The sequence below is a fragment of the Micromonospora sp. NPDC004336 genome (assembly GCF_053602615.1).
On record NZ_JBSGDY010000024.1, the window covers coordinates 15,027 to 40,650 of the forward strand.

Genomic DNA, 25,624 nt, shown 5'->3' on the forward strand with positions numbered 1-25,624 from the left:
GATCATGGGGGTGCCGATGCGGAGGCCGAAACGCGGTCCGGCCTGGGCGGCCCAGCTGTGGCTACGCCAGCGCCGGCGCCGGTGGCGGACCCGGCGGGAACGCCGGGCCGAGCGCGACCGCCGCCGGCGCACCGACGAACGGGGCAACGTCAGGGTGCGGTGGCGCTACCACCGCTGGCTGCGCTGGACGATCAACGCCGCCGCCTGGGCGTTCCTCGGCTGGGCCGCCCTCTCCGCGATCCTGACGGTCCTCGGCATCGACCCGATGCGCGTGTCCGGGTGGTGCGGCGGGAAGGGTCCGCGAGACTACTACTGCCGCCAGGTGATCGGCTTCGTCAAGCCCCTGCTGGGCACGGCGCTCGGACTCGCGATCTTCTACTACTGGCGATACATCCCGGTCCGCCGCTGGTACCGGCACAACGTCCTGCGCAACAGCCGGATGGTGCTGCCCAGCGCCGAACGGGGTCTCGACCCGGCCGACGTCGTCGGCCGCGACGAGCTGTGCGAACTGCTGATCCAGCGGCTGCGCGACCGGGCCACCCGACGGCCGCTGCTGCTGGTGGGCGGCATCGGCACCGGCAAGACCGCCACCCTGGCCCGCCTCGCGGAGCGGCTGATGACCATCAAGGTCGTGCCGGTCGGAATCGACCTGCGGACGGTCAAGGACCCGGAGAAACTGAACTTCCACCAGCTCGCCCTCGAACAGTTCGGGCGCACCATCGACGCCCGGCTGCGCGGGGCGGGCGAGGCCGACCGCATCTGGCGCAGGCTCTGGCTGGAGAACCGCGTCGTGGTGCTCGCCGACGGCCTGGAGGAGACCCTCGCCGAGGCCGACCAGCCCGCCGCCGACCGGGACAGCGTGCTCCGAGACGCCATCCGGGCAGCGGTGCGGGAGCGGCTGCCCCTGGTGATCGCGTCGCGCCCCGACGACCCGCTGCGGGGCCTGGACGCGCTGCTGCTGCAACTGGAGCCGCTCGGCGAGGGGGCCGCCCTCGAATACGTGCAGGCCCACAGCCGCCGCTCGGGCACGGAACACCGCTGGGACCGCATCACCGAGCTGGTCAAGGCCGCCGACGTCGCCGACTCCCCGTTCTATCTGCGGATCATCGGCCAGCTCCACGAGGTCGACCGGCTCGACAACGTCAAGGCGGTCGACCCGGGACGGGCCGCGCTGCGTTGGCGGCTGCTCGAGGAGTGGCGCGCGGCCGTCGTCGCCGGCGACCTCTACGAGGACTACGGCCTGCCGCAGACCGAACGGTCCGACGCGATCGAGGTGCTCTCCGCCCTCGCCTGCATCGGGTTGCACGACAACCGGCAGTTCGTCCGCACGACGGAACTCACCGGCGGCGGTGCGCCCCTCGGCGACGGCCGGCGGCGGATCCTGCGCGAGCTGAAGGCCCGGCTACAGAAACTCGACGCCGACAACCCGCAGGACATCGGGCTCGCCGAGACCACCGGCGACGCCCTGAACATCGTGGTGAAGCGCAAGGACGGGGTGCGCTTCCAGCACGGGGTGATCCAGGCGTACCTCGGCTCCCGCTTCCTCACCGCCGCCATGCGCGACGACGGCTACCTCGACCGCGCGTTCACCCGCAACGCGGGCCCCGGGCGCGAACTGCTCTCCGCGCTCACCCTGCACGCCGGGCGCGCGGAGGCGGGCGAGCGGGGGAAACCGGCCGGCCGGCCCGGGGAGCTGCGCCGCCTCGCCGACGCCGCCCGTCAACAGGTGAGGCTGGCCGGCTGGGAGCCGAAGACCACGCGGAGCTGGCCGTCCGCCCTCGTGCGGCGGCTCTGCGACGAGGCGAGAAGGACGCCGAACCGCACCCGGGCGCTGGAGATGTTCGCGGCGGCACTGGAGATGGACGCCGCCACCGGGCACGCCTCGCATCACGCGCTGGCCGACGCCATCCGCGCGGCCTGGCACCACTACCAGGGCGACGGGAGCGTCACCGACCGCCCCCTGGAGGACGCGAAGATCGCCCTCGTGCGGCGCTTCGGCGACGCCGCCCGACAGCTCGGGGCCCGGCCGCCCGAACCCGTCGGGCTCCGCGCCCGGCGGCCGACACCGCAGTACCGGCAGCTGTTCCGGATGATGGCAGAGGAGGGGTCGTACCTCCCCCGGCTGGCCGCGGCCCGCGCGATCGCCGCCGGCGGCGACACGGCCGTCCGGGAGCTGGGTGAGCTGCTCGCCGAACCGCCCGCCCGGCGGGTCGGCCCGGATGGCGCCGCGGCCGACGCCCCGCACCGCCAGCGCCTGGCGGAGCTGCGGACCTGGATCGCGCCGGCGCTGTTCCTGCACGCCGACGACGCGCCGGCCCCCGGCGGCACCACCTGGCGGCACGAGGCCCACCAGAACCTGCGACGCTGGGTGCACCGCCTGGCCAACGACGCCTCCGACGGCGCCCGCCTCTACGAGCTCACCCTCGCCCAGGGCTTCCGCCTGGCCGCGAACTGCCGCGTCTATCCCGCACACCGCAGCCTCCTGGTCGAGGAGGCCGAGAAGGCGCTGCGGCACTCCCGGTTCTGGTATTCGCACCTGGTGCTCATCCAGGCGCTGACCCTGCTGGCGCTGCCCCGCGACCCGGCGGAGACGCTGCGCGAGCGGGGCCACGGATCCGACCCGCGCGGCCTGGTCGAGTTCTGGGTCTCGATCGCCGGCGGCACGGACGCCGCCCCGTCCCCCGGCAGCGGCACCGAGCACCCGCTCGTCCGCAGGGTCGCGGACCTCTGCGTCGAGGCGCTCGTCGACCGCCACCCCGAGCGGCACTGCTGGATCGACGAACGGGAGATCGTCGGACGGGTGGGCGCGGTCAGCCCGCAACCCGGCATCCGCCGGCTCCAGGACACCTGGCTGCCGCCCTCGCACGGCTGGGCGGTGCTGGAACCGCGGGCGCAGCGGCTGCTGGCCGACGTGATGCTGCTGCTCAACCTCGCCGACCGGGGCCACGACGACGACGAGCGGGCACGCCGGCTCACCCGGGCCAGCCGGCACGAACTGCCGCCGTGCCTCACCATCGACCGCACCGCCATGCGGGTCACCCTCAGCCGCCGCCAGGCCCACGACGTCCAGCCGGGCTCCACCTGCATCGACGACTGCGCGTTCCGGCTCTGCCCGCTGCCGCCGAAGGGCGACGAGCTGCGCTACCAGATGGACGAGGTCTTCTGCGCCCACCAGATCGACCTCGTCGGGCAGTGGTTCCGCCCGTCCGGGCGGGCCGACTGGCAGGCGGTCAACCGCGACGACCTGCGGACCTTCTGGCACGAGATGTCCGAACGGATGGCCCCCGCCTGGCGGAAGTGACCCTGTCCCGGGCGGGGAACCGGCAGGCGTGGTTGCGCCGCGAGCGGGTACCCGCGCTGGGCTGCGCCACCGTGAGGAAGGCAGGTGCCGACGTGGCGAAGTTCCTGATCAAGGCGACCTACACCAGCCAGGGCATCGCCGGGCTGGGCAAGGAGGGCGGTACGGCCCGCGCCGAGGTGGTCCGGGCGCTGGTCGAGAACTCCGGCGGTCGGGTGGAGTCGCTGTACTTCGCGTTCGGCCAGCACGACCTGTACGTGGTGGGCGAGGTGCCGGACAACGTGACCGCCGCCGCGCTGGGCATCGCCGTCCGGGCGGCGGGCGGGGTGGAAGCCACCGTCGTCCCGCTGCTGACGCCGGAGGAGGTCGACTCGGCAGCCAGGATGCCGGTCACCTACCAACCGCCGGGCGGGTGACGCGAGAGGCCGCCCGCCCCGGCGGAGGGGCCACGCGCCGCATCCGTGCACCGGGCCTGGTCCACCTGGAACAGCGGGGTGTCACGGCATCCCGGCCACCTTCTGTCTGTGGGCGCGCAGCGCGGCGGCGTCCGGCCGGTCCACCCTACGACCCGGCAGGCGCAGTTCCGCACCGTGCCACCGGGCGTAGTGCGCGGCCTCTCCCTTCACCCGGACGCGGAGCTGGTCGTCGACCCAGATGAGGCCGCGGTCGAAGAGGTTGTGCACGTCGGCCCGGAGCAGCAGTCCGTTGGTCACCCGGTTCGTGGCTGGCCCGTCGTAGGGGGAGATGTGGGCGGCCTGGAGGGCGGCCTCGGTGTCGCAGCCGGTGATCGCGCACCGTCCCCCGTACGCCTCGACGAGCCTGCGCCGGAAGTCGGCCTGGCCCTGGCGGGCGGTCACCTCGGCGAGCCGGCGGCCCCCTCGGCCAAGGCGGGTCATCGGCGGCGAGGCAGCTCATCTGGCAGCGGTCCGAATGCAAGAATCGCCGATGGTCCTGCCGATCTTTGAGGAGGCGGCGTGCGCTTCAACTACCTCATGACGGACCATCCAGCCTGGCACACGGACGACGATGGCTTCCATCGCCTGGTGACGACCGACAGTGGAGCAGCATGGCTGCTCACGGCTAACGGCTGGTTGATCACCGACCGGGCCGTGTCCGGCGAAGGGCCGCGACCGATCGTCGACACGTTCGCTCCCCCGCCGGCAGCGCAACCGCAGGCCGCACCGATCCACGGCCCGCTGGCAGCGCTGGGAACGGTGGCTCGACTGCGCAACCCGAGTCTGTGGGATGCGCTGGCAACGGCGATCGTCCGGCAGGTCATCCGGGCCGGACAGGCACGTCGGCTGTATCGGGAGTTCTGCGTGCGCTTCGGCCCCGGGGTCGCGCTATCCGATGAGACGGACATCCACGCTTTCCCATCTCCTGACCGTGTGCTAACTCTGAGCGATGGCGACTTTACCCAGTGTGGTATGGCGTTCAAGCGACGTCCGCTGCGGCATGCGGCCCAGGCCTTTCTCGCTCACGGCCCGACCTGGTCCAACCTGTCCCCCTCGGTACTGGTCAAGGAGCTTCAGACCATCCCCGGGATCGGCCCGTGGAGTGCCGGCGCGGCGGTCGCCGACTGGAGCAACGACTGGGCGCTCTACCCCTACGGCGACCTGGCGGTCCGCACCTGGGCGCGGCGGGCGAACCCGGACCATCCCTGGCCGGGTGACGAACCATCGTTCGTTCGGGCGTGGCAGCGGGTGACCGGTGACGACCTCGCCACGTACACCCTGCTCACCCTTGCCCTCGGTTGCCGACACAACGGATCCGTCTAGCTCTCCGGTCCTCGGCGCCCCGCCGGGCTCACCGCTCGACCTGCTACTGGTCAACGCCCCGCTACGCGACTACGACCTGCGCCCCCGCGTCAACGACTTCACCCTGCCCGTACTCGGGATGGGCTACATCGCCACCTACGCGGCCGCCCAAGGTTTCCGCGTAGGCGTGCTCGACGGCGAGGCCCTGGGGCTGGGTGTCCGCCGGATCTGCGACATCATCAACGAGGCCGCGCCGCGTTGGGTCGGCTTCAACCTCCTGGCTCCGACCTACGATCTCAGCGCACGCATCGCTGCCCGGCTCGATCCGGCAATCAACATCATGGTCGGTGGTCACCAGGCGAAGGCCATGCCCGCCACGGTCATCAACGATCCCCGGTTCGACCGCCTGGAGGCCCTCGTCCTCGGCGAAGGCGAGACGCGGGTCGCGGAGCTGCTCCACGGGCGCCACCGTCGCTCGCGGCTGCCGGGAGTCATGTGGCGCGACCCCGTCCTGCGCACGCCGGTGACCGGAGACAGCCCCGGCTCGAAGCGGCATCTCGCCCCGGACATCAACGGCCTACCGTTCGTCGACCGGCGCTACTTCGCCGCCGACCCCTATCGCCCGGCTGACGGCCCCCTGGAGGCCGCCATGGTGGGCGCCCGCGGCTGCCCTTACGACTGCTCGTTCTGCGGGGCTGCCGTGAGCGCGAATCCCGATGTCACGATCCGCACCCGGGATCCGGAGAACATCATCGCCGAGATGGACGCGGTCCACGCCCGATACGGGGTGACGGCATACCGCTTCGTCGACGATCTTTTCCTCGGCTACGAGCGGTTCATCCGTCGGTGCATGGCCGCCTTCGGCGCGGCCGGGATTGGCAGCCGATACGTCTGGGACGCGACCGGGCGGATCAATGTCCTCGCCCGAGCGGACGACGTACTGCTGGAGAGCCTCGTCGGAAACGGCTGCCGGGAGGTGGCGCTCGGGATCGAATCCGGCAGCGCCCGGGTGCTCGGCCATATCGGAAAGCGGATCGACCCGGAACTGACCCGGCAGGTGGTCCGCCGACTCACCCGGCTCGGCATCAACGTCAAGGGCTACTTCATCCTTGGCCTGCCCACGGAGACCCGGGCCGAACTCGACGACACCGTCCGGCACGTCTACGAGCTGTGGGACCTTGCCGACAGCCAGCCTGGATCCTTCCGAGCCAGCGTGTTCGAGTTCCGTCCATACCCCGGGACTCCGGAGTGGCACCGGCTGCTGGCCACCGGCCGGTACGAAGCGGCGCAACTGCTTAATTACGACGCGATCGACCTCACCGGCGAGGGACTGGACGAAGCCATGCGGGAACGCGACGAGTTCAACTTCTCGGTGAATCTCCAGTTCGGGGAGGTCGAGCTGCCGTACCTACGGCGAAAGCTCGTCGAGCTGGCCCGCGCGCAACACGGCCGATCGGCGTCGCGATGAATGGCAGCTTCATCGTCGTCGACGGCCCGAGCGGCGTCGGAAAGACCACGATCACGGCGCTCCTGGCCGACAGCCTGGCCGCCGACGGCTGGCTGGTGCATCCAACGAAGGAGCCCACCCGCACCAGGCTGGGCCAGACCGCACGGTATGGGACCGATGACTACCATGGTCTGACGCTGGCCTGTCTCGTTGCGGCCGACCGCTATCACCACCTGGAGACCGAGATCCGGCCGGCGCTCGCCGCCGGAAAGATCGTTCTCTGCGACCGGTACCTCGCCACGTCACTGGTGTTGCAGCGACTGGACGGGGTCGATCCGACGTTCATCTGGGACCTCAACCGCCTGGCCGACCGCCCCGACCTGACCGTCGTCCTCACGGGTGACCCGAACCAGTCGCGCAGCCGGGCCGCCGCGCGGGGCATCCACAGCAGATTCCACCGTGGCGGGGTGGACGCGGGGCGACGGGAGATGGAGCTGTACGTCATGGTCTCGGCCGAGCTGAGCGAAGCCGGGTTTCCCGTGCACGTCCATGATGTTGGCGCGCAGTCACCGGAGGAAGTTGTCGCCGCGCTCCTCGACCCGGTCCGGGCGCTGCTCGGCCATGGTGGTGACGGTCAGGCCCCGACCGGCAGCGACGCGCGGATCAACGAGTCGTAGGTTTCCGTGGTCCGCTCCAACTCCACCCCGAGGGAGCGGGCGAACCGATCCAGATCGCGCTGCACGTCGTCGGCCGGACGGGTGCCGCCGACCATCACCTCGATCTCGAAGAAGGCACCGAGACCGCGCACCTCGTCGAGGCAGAGCGACATCTGCCGGAGCCGTGCGGTCCGCCGCGTCTTCACGATCCGCACCGTCGGGTAGAAGCCCATCGCCAGGATCGCCTCGTGCATCTGGTCCCGGACGAGCACTTCCGTCTCGTGCTCCTGGCAGGCCAGCTCGTTGTCCAGCGGCTTCTTGACGCAGAAGACGTGCCGCCCGTTCTCGGTCCGCAGCCGGGCGAACGCCGCACCCGCCTTGCTCTGGCCGTAATTCCAGCCGAGGGCCGCGTACGCCTGGTCGTCCTGGCGTACCGGCTCCGAGAACGTCGCTCCCCGGGCTTCGAGCGCGTCAACCAGCGCGTCGGGGTCACTGACCCGGTACTTGACCTCGATCTCCCGGAGCCCGTCGGTCATCACATCTCCATGGCTGTGTGGTCGTCGACCGGGTCACTCAACCACAGGGGCCGGGCCGTGTCGGGGTCGACACTCTGCCATGTGGTCGAGTCGGTTGAAAGCAGCGCTTCCTACACAAACCGCCGGGCGATCGACGTGTGCGGCGTGGCTGGCGGCAGGGCGGGGACGACGCGTGCGGTCGTGCCCGCCCTGCCGTCACCGGTCAGCCGACGCGCTGGCGGGGGCGGGTCAGGGCGAAGCCGACCACACCCGCGACGGCGGCCAGGATGCCGCCCCCGACGGTCCAGTACCAGCGGGACGACAGGCTCGGCCAGCGGACCCAGTCGAACCAGCCGTCCTCGTCCTCGCCGGCCGCCGCCGGGTCGGGCGTGCCGGCGGTCGGGTCGCCGGCGAGCACCTTGCCCGGGTTGACCGCCGGCACCAGGGGCTCCTTCAGGTCGCCGCCCTCCGGCTTGGTGTCGCCGTCGGACTCGACCCCGACGAGCAGGCTCACCTCGATCGGCAGACCCAGCTCCTGTTCCGGCAGCTCGGTGCCGGACAGCCGGACGTAGTAGGTGCCCGGCAGCGGGTCACCCGACCACGGCTCGGCCCACGAGCGCACCTGGCGCAGCTCGCAGTCGAGTTCGACGGTGGCGGCGCTCCTCGACGCCACCGGGGTCTGCGCCCCGGCGACACACGCCTGCCGGCGGCGCAGCCCGTCGAAGACCTCGACGGTCCAGGTGGAGTCGCCCTTCCGGCTCGCCGTGGCGGGCAGCGACACGGTGGCCGCCACGTGGTGGGTGTCCCCCGCCGAGGCCGTGAACGACCAGTACAGGTAGTCGCCGACGGAGGCGCCGACGCGTACCGGCTGGCCGGGGCTGATGCCGGCGGCGGTCAGGAACGAGGTGCCGGCCTTGTTGATGGTGGCGGCCCCCGGCGACGGGGTGGGGGTGTCCGCGCCGGCGGCGGCCGGCAGCGCGACGGCGACACCGGTGGCGGCGAGCAGCACCGCCGCCCGGCGGGCCGAGATCAGGGCCGGAGCCTTCCGCATCGTCATCGGGTCCTCCAGACCGCTACCCACCAACGGGTCAGCCAACCAACGATCAACCCACTGAGCAGGCCCGCGAGGGTCAGTACGCCCAGCAGCACCCAGCCCCGGCCGAGACCCGGGCTGTTCGGGGCGGGCGACGCGTCGACCAGGTCGATGGTCAGTTCGAGCGGCATGCCCGGCGCCTGAGCCGCACCCGCCTTGGCGGAGAATGAGTTGCTGACGACCAGGCAGACGACCGTGGGCTCGGGGGCCTTCCCGGTCGAGCCGGAGAAGACGCCGCCCTTGTCGCCGTCCTCGGCCTCCTCCTCGTCGTCGTCCTCCGCCGCCGACCAGCGCACGCCGGTGGACAGCACGTCGGTACGGCCGCTGCCGGCGTCGTTGCCCCGGACCAGTTCCCGTCCGTCGGTGGCGGTGGCCCGCAGCAGTACGCCGTAGTCCCGGTTCAACGGCCGGTCCAGGCCGATGCTCACCGAGGCCCGCAGCTCCTGCCCCGGCTGGACCGGGATCCGGTACCACCGGTGCTCCTCGAAGCGCTCCCGGTCGGTGTAGACGCCGGGGGTGAGCACGGGCGCCTTGGCGCACACGTCGGTGCCGGTCACCTTCGCCGGCGTCTTGGCGTGGGTGTCCTTGGCCCGTTCCACGAGCTGCTTGATCCGCCGGGTCAGGTCGTCCTTGCTCTGCGCGGAGGTGTAGGTGCCGCCGGTCGCCGAGGCGATGCAGACGAGCTGCTTGCGTACCTTCTCGTCGGGGATGAGGCCGAGCGTGTCGACCACCAGGTGGGTGCCCTGGGCGGCCAGCTCGCGGGCCACCTCGCAGGGGTCCGGCGGCGCGCAGGTGTCCTCGCCGTCGGTGATGAGCACGATGCGCCGGGTGGTCTCGCCGGTGCCGAGGTCCTTGGCGGCCTCGCGCAGGGCCAGGCCGACCGGGGTGAAGCCGGTCGGGCGCAGGGTGGCGATGGCGTTCTTGGCCTTCACCCGGTCGACGGGGCCGACCGGTACGAGCTGCTGGGTGTCCTGGCAGCCGACCTTCTTGTCGTCGCCGCCGTAGGTGGCGCCGAGGACGCGGATGCCGAGATCCGTCGTCTCGGGCAGCGCGTCCACGACGTCGTTGAACGCCTCCTGGGCGACGGAGATACGAGTACGACCGCCGATGTCCTTGGCGCGCATCGAGCCGCTCACGTCGAGCACCAGCTCCACTTTGGGCGGCTCGGCGGGCTCGGTCTCGTGCTCGTCGGCGTAGGCGGGGACGCCCAGTGTCGGGAAGGCCACCAGCAGTCCTATGAGGACCGCCGGGAGCCGTCGTTTGATCATCACGGCGCCGATCCTAGTGATCATCGTGATCGCGGCCGACCGGGCGTCGACGTACCGTCCACTGGAGAGGATCAGGCCGGCCGGGCGCGCGAGCGCTCTTCGGCGTGCCGGGTCTGCCAGGTGCGCAGCGCCTCCTTGATGCGGTGGTTCTCGGCGCGGGTGAGGTCGAGCTGGCGGGTGCGGTCGCGCAGCTCGTGGGCGAGACGGTGCAGCAGGGCGTCGACCTCGTCGACCCGGTAGCCGCGCCGGCCGAGCGGCGCGCGCGGCAGCGTCACGCCGAGGACCCGGTCGGGGGTGAGCGGGTCGGGCGGGGCGTGCCGGCTGCGGTAGACGGCCATCAGGGCACCATCGCGTACGGCAGGTGGACGCGGTCGGCGGGCACCCCGGCGGCGAGCAGCCGCAGCCGCGCGCCGGCCAGCATCGACGGCGGGCCGCAGACGTGGACATCCTGATCGGGGCGGTGACGGTCGAGGGCGATGGTGAGGGCGTCGCCCTGCTCGGCCGGCTCGGCGGCGGGATCGTGACTGAAGGCGGGCACGACGGTCAGCCAGTCGTGGGCACACTGGAGCTTGTCGAGGGCGGTCGCGTCGTAGAGCTCCGCGAATCCGCGCGCCCCGACGACCAGGGTCACCCGCCGGCCGTCGGGCGCGGCGGCGACCTGCTCCACCAGGGCGCGCAGCGGCGCCAGGCCCGTGCCGCCGGCGACGAGCAGCAGGTCCCGGCGCGGGAGCGGGTCCAGGCTGAGGCCGGCGTCGCGCGGCGGGCCGAGCCAGAGCGGGTCGCCGGGGCGTACGTCGTGGACGAGACTGTGCGAGACGGTGCCGGCGGCGACGGCGCGGACGTGCAGCTCGACGGTGCCGTCGAGGCGCGGGGCGTTGGCCGGGGAGAGCCACCGCCAGCGGCCGGGGCGGCGCGGCGTGCAGACGGGGACGGCCTGGCCGGGCCGGTGGGGCAGGCGACGCCAGGGGCGTACGGTCAGGATCGCGATGGTGTCGCACGGCCGGTCGTGGCCGATCACCTCGGCGGGCCACCAGGCCGGGCCGTCGCCGGCCTGCTCGGCGGCGCGGCGCACGGCCTCGGCGGCGCGGCGGCCGGCGCGCTCCCAGGCGTCCGCGACCGGCGGCGTCCACAGCGGGCGGGCCCGCCGGGCCACGGCGGCCCGCAGCGCCTCGCCGACGGCGGCCTGGTGGGGCAGCAGGCCGTGCCGGCGGTACGCGCGGCCGAGCACCGCCAGCAGCGCCGCCCGCCCGGCGGGGTCGTCGCCGCCGCTGGTCAGGCGGCCGAGTGCGGCGAAGAGCAGCGGGGCGTCCCGCTCGGGGAGCAGGCCGGGGCGGCCGTCCTCCAGCGTGCACCAGAAGTCGTCGGCGGCCTCGTCGAAGCCCCTGTCGACGGCCGCCTCCCAGGCGGCGACGACGCTCACGCGCCCGCCTCGCCGGCGAGGGCCCGGCGGGCGCGGACAATCCGGTCGTCGGGCAGGTCGAGCGCCCACAGGACGCCGACCAGGTAGTCCACGACCCGCCGGTGCTGCGCCTCCGACAGGCCGATCCCACGCCACGGATCCGCGGCCGGGTGACCTTCGACGGCCGCGGCGAAGGTCGCCGTCAGGTGCGCGCCAAGCCGCTCCAGGTCGACCCCGACGAGGTACGGCGACAGCTCCGCATCCGCCACGACGAGGCGCAGCCACTGCCCAACCGCCTCTTGTTCGATCATGCCCAGCCGCCCTGCTTGGCTCCGGCCCCAGCCTCGGCTTCGGTGAGGCCGGCGGCTGCCAGGGTGGCGCGGCCCCAGCGGGCGAGGCGGCAGGGGTACGGGACGCGCTCGCTGCGGCACAGCTCGCCCTCCGGCCAGTCCTCGGGCACATGCGTTCGCACCGCCCGTACGGCGATGGCGAGGTCCTCGTCGGTGACGGGGGTGAGGACCGGGAAGTCATCGAGCAGAGTGGGCATGCGGGCTCCGGGAGATGTGTAAGGCAGGTGCCCCTGCTAACGGGTGGAGTGGCGCCGGGGCGGGCGGGAGCGGAGCTGCGTCGTTCGGGTCGACGAAGCTCCGGAGCCAGCACCCGCCCCGGGCCATGCGCTTCAGCCTCGTTGCCGGGCCGACCAGGCACTACAGCGTTCGAGGGGCCGAAGTGACGCATAAGTGAGGCATGCGCGTACCCGCTCTATCGACGGACTGTTACTACAGTGGCGGCATACGGAGGGAGAACCGGTCGTGGCCCTTAAGCGACACCGGCTGTGCCAGCGGCGGAAGGCGCTGGGCTTCAGTCAGGAGCGACTCGCCGAAACGCTCGGTGTGGAGAGGTCGACCGTCGTCCGCTGGGAAACCGCCGAGACAGACCCACAGCCATGGCATCGGAGCCGGATCGCTTCGGCGCTGCGAATTACCCTCGAACAGCTCGACGAGATGCTCGTTGACGTGTCAGTGGCGAAGTGTCGAGGAAAGATGATGGGTAAGGAAATCCGCAGTCCCGCATCGGCAGCAGCCCGTTCGGAACTCCTCACCGGCGTGCGTGCCTTCCTCACCAACTACATACCTGGCCGGTCCGCTGAGCCGCTACGTCCCCTCGTAGAGGTACGCCGGAACGTGGGTCGGGTCCACAACCTCTACCAGCGGGCAAGCTACAGCTCCACGTCTCGACTGCTGCCGGACGTGCTCAGCCAGGCCACCGACCTGGCGGGGCAGGCGTCTGGGGTCCACCGCTCCAGCGCGTTCCGGGTGCTCGCCGCTGCCTATATTGCGGCCTCGAAGCTCGCGGTCAAGGTGGGAGATGGCGACACCGCCTTAGTTGCGGCCGACCGGGCATCGACGTCCGCCGGGCTCGCTGGCGATCGCGCCTTGGCGGCAGTTGCCGCCTACCAGGCCGCTTGCGGGCTCTTGCGACTGCCAGGAAGAAAAGACGAAGCCGAGGAGGTCGTGCAGACCAGCATCGCGCAACTCGCTCGCGACATGCGATCGGCCGATCGTGACCTCCTCTCCGCGCACGGAGCACTGCTGCTCCTGGCTGCCGTGATTGCCGCAGGCCGAGGTAAGCCGAAGGAGGCGACACGGAGCCTCGCCGGAGCCGATGAGTTGGCCGAGAAGCTGGGGTCGGACCGCAACTGCTTGTGGACCGGTTTCGGTCCCACCAATGTCGCCATCCACACCGTCTCGGCGGCGGTTCGTGCTGGCAACGTAGGCCACGCTGTCGAAGTCGGAGCCCGGCTCGACACCTCACACCTGCCAACCGCGCTCGTCGGCCGTCGAGCTCAGGTGCATGTCGATTTGGCCGCAGCAGCGGTGATGGGCTCGCCGGACAAATCCGCTGCTGTGCTCCACCTGCTCGAAGCCGAGCGGGTAGCCGCAGAGGTGGCACACACCAACATCCAGGCGCGCGAGCTCCTGCTCGACCTGCTGTCCAAGGAGCGGCGGAGTGCTACGCCAGGGCTCCGACCGCTGGCTGAGCGAGCAGGGCTATTGGTATGAGCACGTATCCGGTGTTGGCCCTTGTTGTCTGCGCCGCCCCGCCGGCGCTGCGGATCGGTGAACTCATCGAGTTGTTCAAGGATGACGGCTGGACTGTCTGCGTGACCGCTACGCCGACTGCAGCAACCTGGATCGATCGGGACGCCGTAGCTCAGCAAACTGGATACCCGGTTCGGGTCGAGTGGCGACTACCCAGCGAACCGGAGCCTCACCCGGCACCTGACGTGGCTGTCGTCGCGCCGGCCACCTTCAATGTTATAAATAAGTGGGCACTCGGCATCAACGACAATCGTGCCCTCGGCACTCTCAACCAAGCACTCGGCGCCCGATTGCCCGTCTACGCCTTTCCAAACGTCAAGGCAGAACTCGCCGCGCATCCGGCCTATGAAACGAGCCTGCGGCAGCTTGCTGCCGCTGGCGTTTCTATCACTGACCTGGCTCCCGACTCGGACTGGCGCCTAGTCACCAGCAGGACGAGCGAAGCGCGCGGACCTCGGTGATCCCCGAGCGTGCGAACAATGATGGCGACGTTGACGCCGAGCTCGACCGACGTCGGGACGACGGCGTCCAACCAACTTCCGAAGACGCCACTCCATGGACCTCCACAGACCAGGCTGTCTGCAGTCACACTGTTGCCGCCTGTCGCCGACCGGTCGTCACAGGCAATAGGTGTGCTCGACACCTGAAGATCGCCTATCCTGCTAGTGCGCCTGCACGCCGCACCCCCGGCTTCGGTCAAGCCGACCATGCGCCCCACTCTTGGTGATCATCGCCGGACGGCAAGTCTTTACGAGCTCCGTTAAAGCCACAGCCTCGCTGCTAATCAGCCCCTGCCCCAGCGTCAACATGATGCGAGCACGCGGACGGAATCCTCGTTGGCTTCGGAGATCACCCGAGCCGTTCAACAGCCTCCCGTTCATTGCAATCAAGCCCAGCAGGTCACTGCCCAGGGGTCCGGCCGCCGCGAGAAACTTTGCACCAAGACCATTCGAAGCCAGTGGGAGCCGAATGCGACGGGGTGAGGGTCGATATTGAAGTCAAACATTCTTTGTATCCATCACTTCACATCCACGACAAGCGCCCCGGGGTTAGCCCTGTCCACGGTCACCCAATGCATCAGCTTGCCGCCAGCAGGCACTGTGCTCGGAGGAGTAATCAAGTGGAAGCCAATTGTCACCTTTTCGAGAGCAATGGCCTCGCCTTGGTGGCCGTCGAGATTATTTCGCTCGACGGTCGGATACAGGATGATTGCCCCGGTGGCCTCACTCCTGAACGCGTCGGCCTCGGGATCCGAGACAGGGGTCTCGATCCCCGCGATTCTCATGCCTGCATTTCGATGTCGCTCCTCACTGAACACCCGGAACGAGGCGCCGGGAGAAGTTCGCCGACGTTCGAAAATGCTAAAAGGTCCATGTCCGGCGACTAGACGTCGTGTGGCGGCTCTCGTCTGCTGCGGGAGCAGGACAACCCACCGCGCAAGTTGTTCGGCGTTGAGTCGACGCAACCACGCAAGTTCGGGTTGGAAGGTGTCGTCGGCGAGCCACTCGAGGTTTCCGAGTACGGCGAGGAGCGCCGAGTGACTGGTGACTGCCACCGCCGCCTCGTAGGTTGTACTAGCGCCGGGCACCGCGAACCTGGCGGTCCGATCTGCGGCGGCGAGCAGCGGCTTCCACTGTTCGATGTTGTGCTTCATCTTCGACGCGGTCGACGGGAAGGCCACAGGCTCCATGGGCTGCCCCGGCGAGCTCTTCAGCACGAGCTTCGCGTTCCACATCTTGTTGCGACCGGTCGGGCGCAGGTCCGGCCGGTGCTGTGCGATAAGAGGTGGAATCTGCCGCGGAGTCAGCTGCTTCGTCCCGTCGGCCGGAGCAGCGTACTGACGCAGTTCCCGTCGTAGGAAGTCCTCGTCACGGCAGGCGGCCTCGAACATCTCGTGCAGGTCAGGCGTCGTGTAAAGACGGACCAAATCGCGGTAGCCGGGCCGGAAGCCGAACCACCGCCCCATCTGCATGAGGGTGTCGACCTGTGCAGTGGCACGACGGTAGTAGGTGACGGTCAGCCCTTCGACGGTGAAGCCTCGGGCAAGCTTGTTGCCGCCGACGAGTATTCGCCAGATCTCGCGCTTGTCGAAGTCAAGGCTTTCCTGCTGCCTCTCGAGGTCTTTGTCGCTGTTTACGACGATGACGGGACTGCTATGGCGGTCGGCGGGGCTGATGAGCCTCAGGGCCTCGCCGATGTCGTCGCGCAGCTCGTCAAAGTTTTCTGGTAGGGGCAGCGTGGGCGCTTGGGCCCGAGACACGGGCAGGACATCGGTGTTGTAGAGCTCCCGTAGCCGGGCGAGGCCGACGGCCCGGTAGTAGCCGCCGGTGTTCCACAGGGTAGTAATCAGCTCTGCAGTCTGTCTGTGGGAGTCCTTGCCCATCGCCTCGTGAACGAGCATGGTGTGATGCCGGTAGGTGGTGCCGTGCCGTTGGCGGTACAGCTTCACAGCCCCGGCGAGAACGAACATGTCGACGGCGCGACGTAGTTCGTCGTCGTCAGGCTCGTCGCTGAGGTAGCGCACGTGTGCACGCTCCTTTGACGTTTCGAGCGGACGCTGGTCTAGGGGCAGCTCCGCGTCGAAGTCGTGGAAGTCGTCGGCGCCCATGTAGCCGTCGGGCCGGGGCAGTGAGATGAGGAAGTCTCGAGGGAAGATGTCCTCGACGTCGGACGGGTCGATGAACACGTTGGCGTACGGGGTGGCGGTGTAGCCGACGTACTGTGCCCGGGGCATCATCCGCAGCATCTGACCGATGAGTCGGTTGATGGCGGTACGTTTCTTGCTGTCCTCCTTCCACTTCTTGGGACTGACGGTGTTGACCGACGCTTGGTCGGACTCGTCGTCGATGATCAGGACAGGTACCTGTCCGAGGCGGTCACTGATGCGGCCTAGGTCGGCCACGAGGTCCTCGAGGACCCGAGCGTTCTTCTTGGCTACGACGAGACGCGCGTCGCTCGTGTGCAGGTTCGCAGGGTCGTAGAACTTCTTGTTGCGCTCGCGCCCCTTGAACTCCAGGGCGGAGAAGCCCATCTGTAGCCGCTTGTAGTCCCCGGCGTGGTTACTCAGGCGGTGAATGTCGGGATAACCGGCGTCGGAGGGCCGGCCGCCGTGACGGACGAAGCGGTCGCGTTTCCAGTCGGGGTCGTCCTGGTACTCGTGGGCCTTCTGGTCGTGGGGAGAGATCTCGCGCTCGATGTTTTCTCGGCCGCACAGTTCGATGTCGAGGCGCCGCTGGGTCTGGGCGCGCAGCATGTTGGTGGTGCCAGTGAGCACGATGACGAGGCGGTATCCGGCGTCGATGGCTTTCGCCACGACTCCCGTGAAATTGGCGGTCTTACCACTCTGGACGTACCCGACGACGAGTCCCTTGGCCTGGTAGGCCATGGGTCGGGTCGGGTCGGAAAGACGTCGGATGACCTCCTCGGTCGCCTTGTCGAGGTCAGCGACCGCGTCAGGGTTGCGCCACTTGTCGAGCAGGTAGCGCTGGTAGTGCGCCCAGTAGAAGCTGCGTTCGTTGCGGCGTTCCGACGTACGCCACTCCTCCCAGTCGTCGGCGATAACGATGGGTCCGTCGGCCGCGGCGTACGGGAACAGGTCGGCGAACAGGGCTGCTGTCGCCTCGTCGACACCGAGCGCAGCGACCACCACCGCCCGGCGTTCTGCGGTGTTGCGGCTGGTGCCACCGGTCCAGGCCGCACCGTTCTGTTCGTGGTCCCACGCTGCCAGGGTGTGAGCGATCTGCTGGCGCAACGCGTCCTCGGGGCCGGCGTCGCGCAGGTGGGTCAGGAGCGCGGACCCATCGGCAACATCCGGGGCGTCGCCGCCGAGCATGGCTGCCAGAGCGTGCAGACGCTTTGGTCCCGTGCGCTGCATGGCGTCGAGTGCGGCGCTGTAGGCGGTGGTGACGGTGTCGCTCATGGCAGCTCCATCTGTCCGCTCGTTAGTACGTCCGTGATGACCTGCGGTGTGCCGTTACCGGTCCGCCCGGTCAGATCCAGCCGGTATCGGACGTCGGTTACGTGTGTGCCGTCGACGCCGGCGTCGACTAGAACCTTCGGCGTGAGGCGGGGAAACGACTCGGTGACTCGAAATGCCTGGGGTGGGGTTCGCAGCCGCCATCGGTGTTGGCAGGTGGCTACGTAACGGTCCCGCCAGCCCGAGCTTCGCAGCCGGTCATCGAATCCGGTGCGCTGGGCCGTGGAGGGCAGGAGCGCGCGGACGCCTGCGATGAGGTCTGGCAGTGCCCGCCCACCGCTGCCAGCCGCCGTAATCTGGAGGGACACCAGCCAGAGTGGCCGGCCACCGGTCTCGACCAGTTGTGTCAGGGATGAGATCCAGTGGGCACGTCGCTCGGAGACGGTCGTCTTGACCTCGACGTCGTGGTCAGGGAGCCCGAAGTCGTGCTCCTCGGCATGCCCGCCCCGCCAGGATGCGAGGGCGGTATCCGGACCGAGGGTATGCGCGAGTCCGGCGAAGACCAGTAGCTCTCCGACAAGCCCGGTCTCCGTCTCCTGCGACAGGACGTCCTCGGTCTGTAGGAGGTGTCCGAGGCGGCGCAGGGTTTCGGTGAGTGCGGCGGTCAGTGTCTGCTGGTCCAGCTGAACTCGGTCGGCGACGGCGCACAGCAGGGGATAGGCGTCGACGAAGAGCCGCGGGTCGGTAACGGCAATCTCGATCATTCCTTGCCCGTCGTGGTGCACGGCCCGCACGCTGAGGTTCTCAAGTCCGGCTGGTGGGGCCTCGCGGGGTGCACGCGGTCCGCGCAGGCCCACGCGGTGCGTGTGGGGATCGACAAAGAGCACGATGCGCGGTGATCCGGGGACAGGGTGATCGATCGGGACGGGGCTGCGGAGGTACGCGGCGAAGCTGTCACTGCTCAGGTGGCGGTCTGCGTGCATGGTCACGAGCGGGCCTCAAATGTCGCCTTCTCTGCCTTGGCGGCGGCGGTGAGGACCTCCTGCCACAGATCGATGTTGTCCTTGTCACGGGCGCCGAAGTGCGAGCCTTCGAAGACGTTGCCGGCCAGCAGGAACAACAGGGCCTTGAGCACCGGCAGGTCGTTGCTCCCGCCACGTCGCCCGCCAAGCAGGGCATGTCGGTACGCCCGGTTGAGCCAGAGAGTTCTTGCGTTGCGGTCGAACTCGAGGAACGCGTCGGTGGTGAAACGCTTCCACTGAATGTTGAGGGAATCGTCCTGAAGCAGAGGCAGCTCGCTGCGGATCTCGCGAGACACCTTTGGGTGGAAGCCCTTGCCAGGCGGCAGGACTGCCTTACGCCGTGCGGTCGCCCTCCGGTTCGCGTTGGTCCACGCCGCCTCGGCGGCTTGGAGGTAGTCTGCGATGGTGGTGCCGTCGTCGGCGCGCGCCGCCGCAACGGCACCGGCGAAGCGTGGGCCGGCTGACACGCGGGACTTCTCGGGGTTCATGACGAACATCCCTGCGGTATCTCGGTCGATGTCGATACTGACGCGGGCCAGTTGGAGCCGGGTGTCAGCCGCATGGATGCCCTCCCAGCCTCCTGCGTGCAGAAGGCGCCCGCGCCGGTAGAAGAAGAGACCCTGTCGGGTTTCGGCTCCACCGGGAAGCCGGTACTCGGGCACGTTAGACCTGCGCGGCCAGATGTGGCAGACGAGGATCAGATCACTGTCGTCGACCCGCACCTTCAGGTTCTTCGGCCATCCGGGCAGTGTGTCGGGGTAGGCGAAGGGGTTGATGGGTTCTACCCGATGGCGCACGCCGTCGCCGAGGTGGATGTCCTCAACGTCGATGACGATCCGGACGTTCCGGTCGACGATGATGCGGTGGAATGTCAGGCCGAGATGTCCCTGCAGGTGTGAGATGGTCCGGCTGAGGAACTCATCAACCTGGTCAGGTTCGTCTGACGAGGGAAGGCCGTTGACCTGGTCCCAGCGGACAACGGTCCCCGACTCGCTCATCGGCAGTTGCCAGTTGCGGTCGAGTTCAGCGACGGCGAACGCATGCGGCACGATGTCGCAGACAAACCCCTGCCGACTGGCGTTGAGCTGCCAGCGTCGTCCAACAGCTTTGTGTCCAGCGGCGCGTGACAGCACGGTGAGGCTGGCTGCCTGACTGAACGAGGCCGCCTTGAGACCGAGGCCGAAGTGTCCGAGGTCCTGCCCGGTGTACTCGCGTTGACCGCCGATAGTCATCGCGGCATCGATGCGTTCGGGCTCGATGCCGCGGCCGTTGTCAACGACGTACAGGCCGACCAACCGTGTGCCGCGTTGGACGAAACGGACAAGGATGTCGGTGGCGCCGGCATCGATGGAGTTGTCTACCAGGTCGGCCAGAGCGGTCTCCAACGAGTGGTTACGGCCGAGGGCGTCCATGGCTCGTGGGTCGGGTGGCAGCTCGACCGCTCCCTCGGTGGGAACTTCCTGAGACCAGACAGACATCTACCGCTCCCGTGATGGTGGCCGGGCGGGCCAGCTAGATCCTCATACCCTGCTGGTCGGGCGGAAGCCGTTGCGCCTGGCGTGACGCATGGCATCCAGCCCGCTGCGCAGGTGCTTGCCTGCTGGGTCCCACCCGTGTTCGAGGGCTTGGGCAATCTCCGCTGCGGACCGACGTTGCTCGGCGTCAAGTAGCCCTGTGTCCATGCCCCAGGCGGCGAGGTCGGTCCAGTCGGTCGCGGAGGTGCCCTTGATGGCCTTGACATCGTCGCCGTAGGTGTCAACGTCGGTGAGCTCCGCCTCCAACGACGGGGGCACGACCCAGTCGAGGTCCTGCACGGCTGCCCAGCACTCCGGCCGCTTGGTCCACTCGCCGACGTTGGTGCGGCCCTCGGGCGGCGACGTGATGACCTTCTGGATGAGCAACGACAGGTCTGTGATCGCCTCTTGCAGGGCGGACGTGAGGTCCTGGGTACGCCAGATGCGGTCGAGGTCGATCCTTCCGCGAGTCGCGTGGACCAGCTTGGCGACGGTGTAGGTGACGATATTGGCCTTGTACCCACCGAAGTTCTGCCTGGCGACGAGCTTGTCGACCTTTCGGAACAGAATTGCCTTAGCCACAAGGTGCCGGCAGTACTGCTTGTCCACGGGTGGAGGATGCTCGTCGATCTGCTGGGAGAACAGCGTGAAGTTCTTCTCCGCCCCCAGGCTGACCAGGTGCGGCTGCATGGCCCAGGAGTGCTCGAACTTGGCCAGATCCGACTTGGTGAACTTCTGTGCCGAAGGGTTGGCGGCCTTGAACACCTTCTGCCGGGCGGGTGTGCCCTCCCGGGTGAGGGCATTGGCGTACTGGCCGCGGGCACGCTCGTAGAACCAGTGCGTGTCGTGTGGGTGCGCCGGACTGGGTGGCGCCCACAGGGTCCGCATGATCCGCTCAACCTCCACGTGGAAGGCGCTGTTGGCCTTGAGGTCAGAGGCGGTAACACGGTTCTGGGTGTTGGAGTAGGCAGAGATCTGGGGAACGATGTCGTCGAGCCGGTCCGGTGAGACGACCGTCAGCTTCATCTGCACGTAAGCGGCGCTTACGTCTACCTTGTTGCGGTGGGCGTGGTGGATGGTTGCGGTGGTCTGTCCGCCGTTGACGATCTGCAGGTGATGGATGCGGCGGATCACCCGCTGGCCCGACGGGGCGTCTTCAAAATCGACTCGTGAGGCGGTGGCGGCGATGCCGTTGTTGTAGGCGAGGAACCGCTCCGGATTGTTCTTGAGGGTGTCAAGGATCCCCCGGTTGACCGCGCCACGGACCTGCAGGAACGAGCGGACGTTCAGTTCCAGCAACCGCGCGCCATGGGTCGAGTACAGGTCGGCGAGTCCACGGGCGGGAACGATGGCGAGAAGGACGGAGTAGTCCTCGTCGGTCCGGGGTGTGGCCAGGCAAGGCAGCCCTTCAGGGAACTCCGCAACGATGGGCTCGGCCTTGTTCCCAGATGCCGACCAGTTCGCCAGGCGGCGCAGGTCCCACAACTCCCGGGTCACGTGCCGCCCCTCGAACAGCATGGGGGCAATGCTGTCCCGCACGACACTGCGCGCGTTGGTAATCAGCACCAGGCGGACCGACTCGACTCTGCCGAACTTCTCCGTGACGGCGGCGCACATGCCAGCGACCTCAGAGGAACGGTCCCGCTTGGCCGGGCTGCCGGACACGCAGCGTGACAGGAAGTTCTCTAGGCGCCTGAACGCCGCCTCGACCTCCGCACGGCCGATCTTGTGGTCGTCGTCGGCCCGTGGGCTGTAATAGGTGAGGAACAGGTCGAGCGACCGGTCGTCGGCCGTCGCGCCGTAGCCGCTGATCTCCACCCCATGATCCTTGAAGTGCACAACTACGGCGTCTTCGGTGTGCCCGTCGGCCGCAAGCTGGTCGAGCATCAGCTGGGTGAATGCCTCGTGGAGGTCGCAGCCCTCGATCTCTGCCTGGGCCCTGACATCCTCGATCAGGCTGTGCGCGTAGGCACCGATGTCGAGTTCAGCCACGCGAGCCTCGCAATTGCAGGATGGGGGCACGCTGAAGCGAGCCACGCAGCCCGAGCGGGCTCGTGAGGGACATGCTGTTCTCCGGAGGGTCGATCGGCACGTGCGGTCACAGTACGCCCCGACTCAGTCGCTGATGGCATCAACTCTCCACGATAAGGACAGGCCCGACAAGACCCACTGGGCTGAGGCGGGATCGGCACCTTAGGTCAATTCGACATCGGGTAGACCACGAACCGTCCAGCGACGCCATCGAACAACCGGTATGGCCTCCCCTGCAGCTGGGACAGGCCGGGCAACGGTGCTGAGCCGGCTGATCCGGATCGTCGGCCCACGGAGGTAACCTGCCCAGTGCGTTCTGGCCGATTCCGGAGGGGTGACAGGGTGACGGACGAAGGTGGCGCGCAGCGTCGGACTGGTTACGGGGTGAAACTCGTACGAGGTCCGTTCGTACGGCTGGCGCCGCACCCTGAGGTATGCGCGAACGACGACGAGTTTCTGCGGTTAGCCGCAGAGTGCCATGCTCGGGGCGAGAGGTTGGCGGCGGATCTGTTCAGCGGTGCCGGTGGTCTGAGTCTCGGCCTCACCCAGGCCGGGTTCCGTGTCGTTCTCTCGGCCGACCGCGATCCTGAGTCCGTCGAGACACACAGACACCACTACCCGGGCCTAACGCTCGACTGCGATCTCGGGGAGAGTTCGAACGTTGAGCGGATCGCAGCCCTGATGAAGGCCGCCAAGATCGAGTTACTGGCTGGCGGGCCCCCGTGCCAGCCCTTCTCCAGGGCAGGTCGCTCGCTGATCCGCCACCAGGTCCGCCACGGTTTGCGCCCGGCTCATGACGAGCGTCGGGACCTCTGGCGTTCGTTCCTTGAAGTGATCCAGCTGGCCAGGCCAGCTGCCGTGATCATGGAGAACGTCCCGGACATGGCATTGGACCGGGAGATGTTCATCCTCCGGACCATGGTGCACGAACTGGAGTCCGTCGGTTACGCCGTCGAGGAGCGGGTCGTCGAAACACACCGCTACGGCGTACCGCAGTTCCGGCAGCGGCTGATCCTGGTTGCGCTCCGCGACGGCATCGCCTTCGAGTGGCCGAGCGAGGTACCCGACCGGGTGTCGGTTTGGAACGCCATCGGCGACCTGCCCGAGGTGGAGGGCGGCTGGCGACCCAAGGGCGGCGCTGAAGGCTGGATGAACTACCAGGGTCCGCTGTCGACTTTCCAGGAGAAGATGCGCCAAGGCGTCGCGCCACAGGACGCCAGCAAGGTTTTCGACCACATCACCCGACCCGTGCGGGAGGACGACCAGCGCGCCTTCGACATGATGGACGCGGGCACCCGGTACTCGGACTTACCTGATGAGTTCAAGCGCTACCGCGACGACATCTTCGACGACAAGTACAAGCGTCTGAGCGAGGACGACTACTCCCGCACCATTACGGCGCATATCGCCAAGGACGGCTACTGGTACATCCACCCCCGCCAAGACCGCACACTGACGGTACGTGAGGCCGCGCGACTCCAAACCTTTCCCGACTGGTTCCGTTTTGCCGGTCCTCCATCGGCGGCGTTCCGCCAGATCGGCAACGCCGTACCCCCGGCGTTGGGGGCTCAGCTCGGCCGCGCCGTGATGACAGCGTTGGACGCCCGCAGGCCGGCTCCCTACCGCAGCCACGACCTCGCCGAGGCGCTCGCCACCTGGTTCGACACCCTCGGCGAGCCCGCCCTCCCTTGGCTTCGCGCCCAGACACGATGGCAGGTGATCTCGGCTGAGATGCTTCTCGACCGAGCCGCCCCCGACCAAGTCCGGTTCGTCTGGCCGCTTCTGGCGCGCTGGAATCAGCCACAGAACACTGTCAACGGCGGTGACGAGCTCATGGAGATGGGACGCTGGATCCAGCGTGAACACCGCAGTGAGCGACTGCTCGAGTTGGCCAATATCGTCGCCTCGCAGCCGGACCTGCTTGACGACGATAAGATCAACACCCTGCCCGATGTCGAAGCATCGGTGATCGACCTTGCCATCCTCGCGGTGCCAACGCGCGGCGAGGATGACGCGGAGGAGCCGGTTCTTATCACGAAGGGCATCCCACGCGTCGCCGCCCGCTTCACGGGCGAGCACGTCGAGCGCAGTAACAGGATGACCGCGGGACGCCTGGCTGCTGCCCGGTTGATCGGAGATGGCACCAACGCACGCCGAGCCCATCTAGGCCTAGTAGAGCTGGCTGCCTCCGTCTGTCGACCTACGGCGCCCGCCTGCCCACGGTGCCCTCTCAACGCGACGTGCAGCGAAGCCGCCGCACGTGGTAGCCGAACGGCGCAGTTGCCCGTGGTCAGTCTCTGAAGCCGAGCGCTGCGGCCACGTCCGGAGCCTCGGCCCGGAGCGTCTCGCCGATACGCTGAAGTGCAGCGTACTCACCCGCACGCATCGCCGCAGCGCGTAGCGCAAGTCCGACAACCGGCATGGAAGGGCCGCCCGACGCCTCGGCTCGCGTAATCACAGCCAGCTGCTCGGAGGTGCTCCTCGCTCCTTCGGAGGCACTGCGCGAGTTTTTGCGGTAGGCGTCGTCGGCGCGCAGGCACAACTCGTGAACGGGGCGCTCAAGCAGCTGGCGTAGCTGCGGGGGCATCCCAACCCTGATCTTGGCGACGTTGATGTTGAAGACGACGTCGAGATCGGTGTCGAAGTCAAGCGAGGCTCGGGCAAGCTTGGTGTGCTCATCGATGCCTCGGATACCGTTCCAGCCGCCCCACTGGACCAAACGCTGGGCACGGTAAACGTACAGGCCCTGCTGGCGGTTCCAGTTGAGTTGGCCCGACAGCCGCTCGAACTCGGCTGGGGAGCTGAACTGGTCGCGGGCCGGCAGTACGTAACGTTGCAGTGTCACGGTACCGGTGGCCTCGCCGACGGTCACCTCAAAACGCAGTGGGGGAAGCACCTGACGGGCAGGCTCGTGTGGGGCGAACGGGTTCCACGGTCCGACCTTTTCCCCGTTGACCGTGATTACCAGCCCACCGCCAACTTCACCGTCAAGAAATCGGTGGAAGACCGTACCAAGGTGGTCAGCCGTCTTTCCTGCCAGCGCCTCCAGCCGACGACGCGCCCATCCGCCCTCCGGGTTGCGCTCTGGCAAAACCCGATCAAGCCCGCGCCACAGGACCACGGTTCCACCCGAGCCTGCCACCGCCGCCCGAGCGCGGGTGACATGCTCGTCACTCTCAGGCTCCGCAATAACCCAGTCGTCCATCTCCGCGATCAGGTCAAGATCAACCATCCGCGCCACAGTGCGCGCGGTGGCCGCCCTCCTGCGACTCACCACCGTGAGCGATCGACACTGTGAGAGCGAGGCCGTCTTCAAACCCAGCCCGTACCGGCCGAGGTCGCCACGACCGTAGTCGCGCCGACTGCCGAAGCGCAGGGCCTCCAACAGCCCATTCGCGCTCATACCCTCACCGTCATCGGCGATCATCACCCATGACTCCGAACCGTCAAAGACGATGTCGATCTCGACCCGGCTCGCACCTGCGGCGACACTGTTGTCGACGATGTCGGCCACCGCGGTCGGGAAGTCGTATCCGATGTCACGCAGGGAGTCGGTCAAGCGTGCAGCAGATGGCGCCACGCTGTACATGTTCCGTGCGCTCATGA

At 68.7% G+C, this 25,624-nt stretch carries 21 protein-coding genes; 8 read left to right on the forward strand and 13 right to left on the reverse strand.

All coding sequences use genetic code 11. The annotated features are described in order from the left end of the window. Window positions 1–16 precede the first annotated feature (16 nt). A complete protein-coding gene (locus tag ACWENR_RS08225; RefSeq protein ID WP_452276330.1) occupies window positions 17–3,301 on the forward strand; it encodes an NACHT domain-containing protein in 3,285 nt (1,094 codons plus the stop codon). A gap of 92 nt (window positions 3,302–3,393) precedes the next feature. Beyond that, window positions 3,394–3,714, forward strand: coding sequence for a GYD domain-containing protein (locus tag ACWENR_RS08230; RefSeq protein ID WP_452276355.1), 321 nt, complete (start codon window positions 3,394–3,396; stop codon window positions 3,712–3,714). 81 nt (window positions 3,715–3,795) lie between these two features. Here ACWENR_RS08230 and ACWENR_RS08235 read toward each other — a convergent pair whose 3' ends face one another. Beyond that, entirely contained in the window at window positions 3,796–4,194 is a 399-nt protein-coding gene (locus ACWENR_RS08235; protein WP_452276331.1) for an HNH endonuclease, read from the reverse strand. Window positions 4,195–4,272: 78 nt separating this feature from the next. Here ACWENR_RS08235 and ACWENR_RS08240 point away from each other — a divergent pair, with 78 nt between their 5' ends. From ACWENR_RS08240 to tmk, 3 genes are read left to right on the forward strand one after another with little or no spacing between them, the layout of a single operon-like run. Beyond that, window positions 4,273–5,076 carry a hypothetical protein gene (locus ACWENR_RS08240; protein WP_452276332.1) on the forward strand — a complete coding sequence of 268 codons (804 nt, stop codon included), beginning with the start codon at window positions 4,273–4,275 and terminating at the stop codon, window positions 5,074–5,076. Further along, window positions 5,042–6,523, forward strand: coding sequence for a B12-binding domain-containing radical SAM protein (locus tag ACWENR_RS08245; RefSeq protein ID WP_452276333.1), 1,482 nt, complete (start codon window positions 5,042–5,044; stop codon window positions 6,521–6,523). The genes ACWENR_RS08240 and ACWENR_RS08245 overlap by 35 nt, the downstream gene beginning before the upstream one ends. After that, window positions 6,520–7,179 (forward strand): dTMP kinase, encoded by a 660-nt coding sequence (gene tmk / locus ACWENR_RS08250; protein WP_452276334.1) that lies wholly within the window; start codon window positions 6,520–6,522, stop codon window positions 7,177–7,179. The genes ACWENR_RS08245 and tmk overlap by 4 nt, the downstream gene beginning before the upstream one ends. Here the strand turns inward: tmk and cyaB are convergent. From cyaB to ACWENR_RS08285, 7 genes are all read right to left on the reverse strand, one after another. Further along, window positions 7,137–7,694: a class IV adenylate cyclase gene (cyaB, locus tag ACWENR_RS08255; protein WP_452276335.1), complete on the reverse strand. Its 558-nt coding sequence runs from the start codon at window positions 7,692–7,694 to the stop codon at window positions 7,137–7,139. The genes tmk and cyaB overlap by 43 nt on opposite strands. 202 nt (window positions 7,695–7,896) lie before the next feature. Further along, a complete protein-coding gene (locus ACWENR_RS08260; RefSeq protein ID WP_452276336.1) occupies window positions 7,897–8,730 on the reverse strand; it encodes a peptidase in 834 nt (277 codons plus the stop codon). Beyond that, window positions 8,727–10,034 carry a VWA domain-containing protein gene (locus tag ACWENR_RS08265; RefSeq protein ID WP_452276356.1) on the reverse strand — a complete coding sequence of 436 codons (1,308 nt, stop codon included), beginning with the start codon at window positions 10,032–10,034 and terminating at the stop codon, window positions 8,727–8,729. Before ACWENR_RS08265 ends, ACWENR_RS08260 begins: the two co-directional genes overlap by 4 nt. A 71-nt stretch (window positions 10,035–10,105) precedes the next feature. Then, a complete protein-coding gene (locus ACWENR_RS08270; RefSeq protein WP_452276337.1) occupies window positions 10,106–10,372 on the reverse strand; it encodes a DivIVA domain-containing protein in 267 nt (88 codons plus the stop codon). Continuing rightward, the gene (locus ACWENR_RS08275; RefSeq protein WP_452276338.1) at window positions 10,372–11,454 is read right to left on the reverse strand and encodes an FAD-binding oxidoreductase; all 1,083 of its coding nucleotides are present in this window, start codon (window positions 11,452–11,454) and stop codon (window positions 10,372–10,374) included. The genes ACWENR_RS08270 and ACWENR_RS08275 overlap by 1 nt, the downstream gene beginning before the upstream one ends. Further along, window positions 11,451–11,744 (reverse strand): hypothetical protein, encoded by a 294-nt coding sequence (locus ACWENR_RS08280; RefSeq protein ID WP_452276339.1) that lies wholly within the window; start codon window positions 11,742–11,744, stop codon window positions 11,451–11,453. Before ACWENR_RS08280 ends, ACWENR_RS08275 begins: the two co-directional genes overlap by 4 nt. Next, complete coding sequence (locus ACWENR_RS08285; protein WP_452276340.1) at window positions 11,741–11,980, reverse strand: hypothetical protein; 240 nt, start codon at window positions 11,978–11,980, stop codon at window positions 11,741–11,743. The genes ACWENR_RS08280 and ACWENR_RS08285 overlap by 4 nt, the downstream gene beginning before the upstream one ends. A gap of 265 nt (window positions 11,981–12,245) precedes the next feature. On the opposite strand from ACWENR_RS08285, the gene ACWENR_RS08290 reads away from it, so the two are divergent. Together ACWENR_RS08290 and ACWENR_RS08295 are read left to right on the forward strand one after the other, a co-directional pair. Further along, a complete protein-coding gene (locus tag ACWENR_RS08290) occupies window positions 12,246–13,496 on the forward strand; it encodes a helix-turn-helix transcriptional regulator (RefSeq protein WP_452276341.1) in 1,251 nt (416 codons plus the stop codon). Beyond that, window positions 13,493–13,996 carry a flavoprotein gene (locus tag ACWENR_RS08295; protein WP_452276342.1) on the forward strand — a complete coding sequence of 168 codons (504 nt, stop codon included), beginning with the start codon at window positions 13,493–13,495 and terminating at the stop codon, window positions 13,994–13,996. The genes ACWENR_RS08290 and ACWENR_RS08295 overlap by 4 nt, the downstream gene beginning before the upstream one ends. 557 nt (window positions 13,997–14,553) lie before the next feature. Here the strand turns inward: ACWENR_RS08295 and ACWENR_RS08300 are convergent. The 4 genes from ACWENR_RS08300 to ACWENR_RS08315 form a co-directional block, all read right to left on the reverse strand. Then, entirely contained in the window at window positions 14,554–17,454 is a 2,901-nt protein-coding gene (locus ACWENR_RS08300; protein WP_452276343.1) for a Z1 domain-containing protein, read from the reverse strand. Then, window positions 17,451–18,434: a PD-(D/E)XK motif protein gene (locus tag ACWENR_RS08305; protein ID WP_452276357.1), complete on the reverse strand. Its 984-nt coding sequence runs from the start codon at window positions 18,432–18,434 to the stop codon at window positions 17,451–17,453. Before ACWENR_RS08305 ends, ACWENR_RS08300 begins: the two co-directional genes overlap by 4 nt. A 2-nt stretch (window positions 18,435–18,436) precedes the next feature. Further along, complete coding sequence (locus ACWENR_RS08310; protein ID WP_452276344.1) at window positions 18,437–19,885, reverse strand: ATP-binding protein; 1,449 nt, start codon at window positions 19,883–19,885, stop codon at window positions 18,437–18,439. A 108-nt stretch (window positions 19,886–19,993) separates the two neighbouring features. Continuing rightward, complete coding sequence (locus tag ACWENR_RS08315; protein WP_452276345.1) at window positions 19,994–21,979, reverse strand: AIPR family protein; 1,986 nt, start codon at window positions 21,977–21,979, stop codon at window positions 19,994–19,996. 534 nt (window positions 21,980–22,513) lie between these two features. On the opposite strand from ACWENR_RS08315, the gene dcm reads away from it, so the two are divergent. After that, window positions 22,514–24,319: a DNA (cytosine-5-)-methyltransferase gene (dcm, locus tag ACWENR_RS08320; protein ID WP_452276346.1), complete on the forward strand. Its 1,806-nt coding sequence runs from the start codon at window positions 22,514–22,516 to the stop codon at window positions 24,317–24,319. On the opposite strand, the gene ACWENR_RS08325 is transcribed toward dcm, so the two are convergent. Further along, on the reverse strand, window positions 24,309–25,622 hold the full coding sequence (locus ACWENR_RS08325; RefSeq protein ID WP_452276347.1) for an ATP-binding protein: 1,314 nt from the start codon (window positions 25,620–25,622) through the stop codon (window positions 24,309–24,311). The genes dcm and ACWENR_RS08325 overlap by 11 nt on opposite strands. Window positions 25,623–25,624 lie beyond the last annotated feature (2 nt).

Excerpts from the sequence above, each read along its gene's own strand:
- ACWENR_RS08225 (WP_452276330.1), top strand. The coding sequence starts at position 17 with ATGCGGAGGCCGAAACGCGGTCCGGCCTGGGCGGCCCAGCTGTGGCTA.
- ACWENR_RS08235 (WP_452276331.1), bottom strand. The coding sequence starts at position 4,194 with ATGACCCGCCTTGGCCGAGGGGGCCGCCGGCTCGCCGAGGTGACCGCC.
- tmk (WP_452276334.1), top strand. The coding sequence starts at position 6,520 with ATGAATGGCAGCTTCATCGTCGTCGACGGCCCGAGCGGCGTCGGAAAG.
- cyaB (WP_452276335.1), bottom strand. The coding sequence starts at position 7,694 with ATGACCGACGGGCTCCGGGAGATCGAGGTCAAGTACCGGGTCAGTGAC.
- ACWENR_RS08260 (WP_452276336.1), bottom strand. The coding sequence starts at position 8,730 with ATGACGATGCGGAAGGCTCCGGCCCTGATCTCGGCCCGCCGGGCGGCG.
- ACWENR_RS08265 (WP_452276356.1), bottom strand. The coding sequence starts at position 10,034 with ATGATCAAACGACGGCTCCCGGCGGTCCTCATAGGACTGCTGGTGGCC.
- ACWENR_RS08270 (WP_452276337.1), bottom strand. The coding sequence starts at position 10,372 with ATGGCCGTCTACCGCAGCCGGCACGCCCCGCCCGACCCGCTCACCCCC.
- ACWENR_RS08280 (WP_452276339.1), bottom strand. The coding sequence starts at position 11,744 with ATGATCGAACAAGAGGCGGTTGGGCAGTGGCTGCGCCTCGTCGTGGCG.
- ACWENR_RS08285 (WP_452276340.1), bottom strand. The coding sequence starts at position 11,980 with ATGCCCACTCTGCTCGATGACTTCCCGGTCCTCACCCCCGTCACCGAC.
- ACWENR_RS08295 (WP_452276342.1), top strand. The coding sequence starts at position 13,493 with ATGAGCACGTATCCGGTGTTGGCCCTTGTTGTCTGCGCCGCCCCGCCG.
- ACWENR_RS08300 (WP_452276343.1), bottom strand. The coding sequence starts at position 17,454 with ATGAGCGACACCGTCACCACCGCCTACAGCGCCGCACTCGACGCCATG.
- ACWENR_RS08305 (WP_452276357.1), bottom strand. The coding sequence starts at position 18,434 with ATGCACGCAGACCGCCACCTGAGCAGTGACAGCTTCGCCGCGTACCTC.
- ACWENR_RS08310 (WP_452276344.1), bottom strand. The coding sequence starts at position 19,885 with ATGGACGCCCTCGGCCGTAACCACTCGTTGGAGACCGCTCTGGCCGAC.
- ACWENR_RS08325 (WP_452276347.1), bottom strand. The coding sequence starts at position 25,622 with ATGAGCGCACGGAACATGTACAGCGTGGCGCCATCTGCTGCACGCTTG.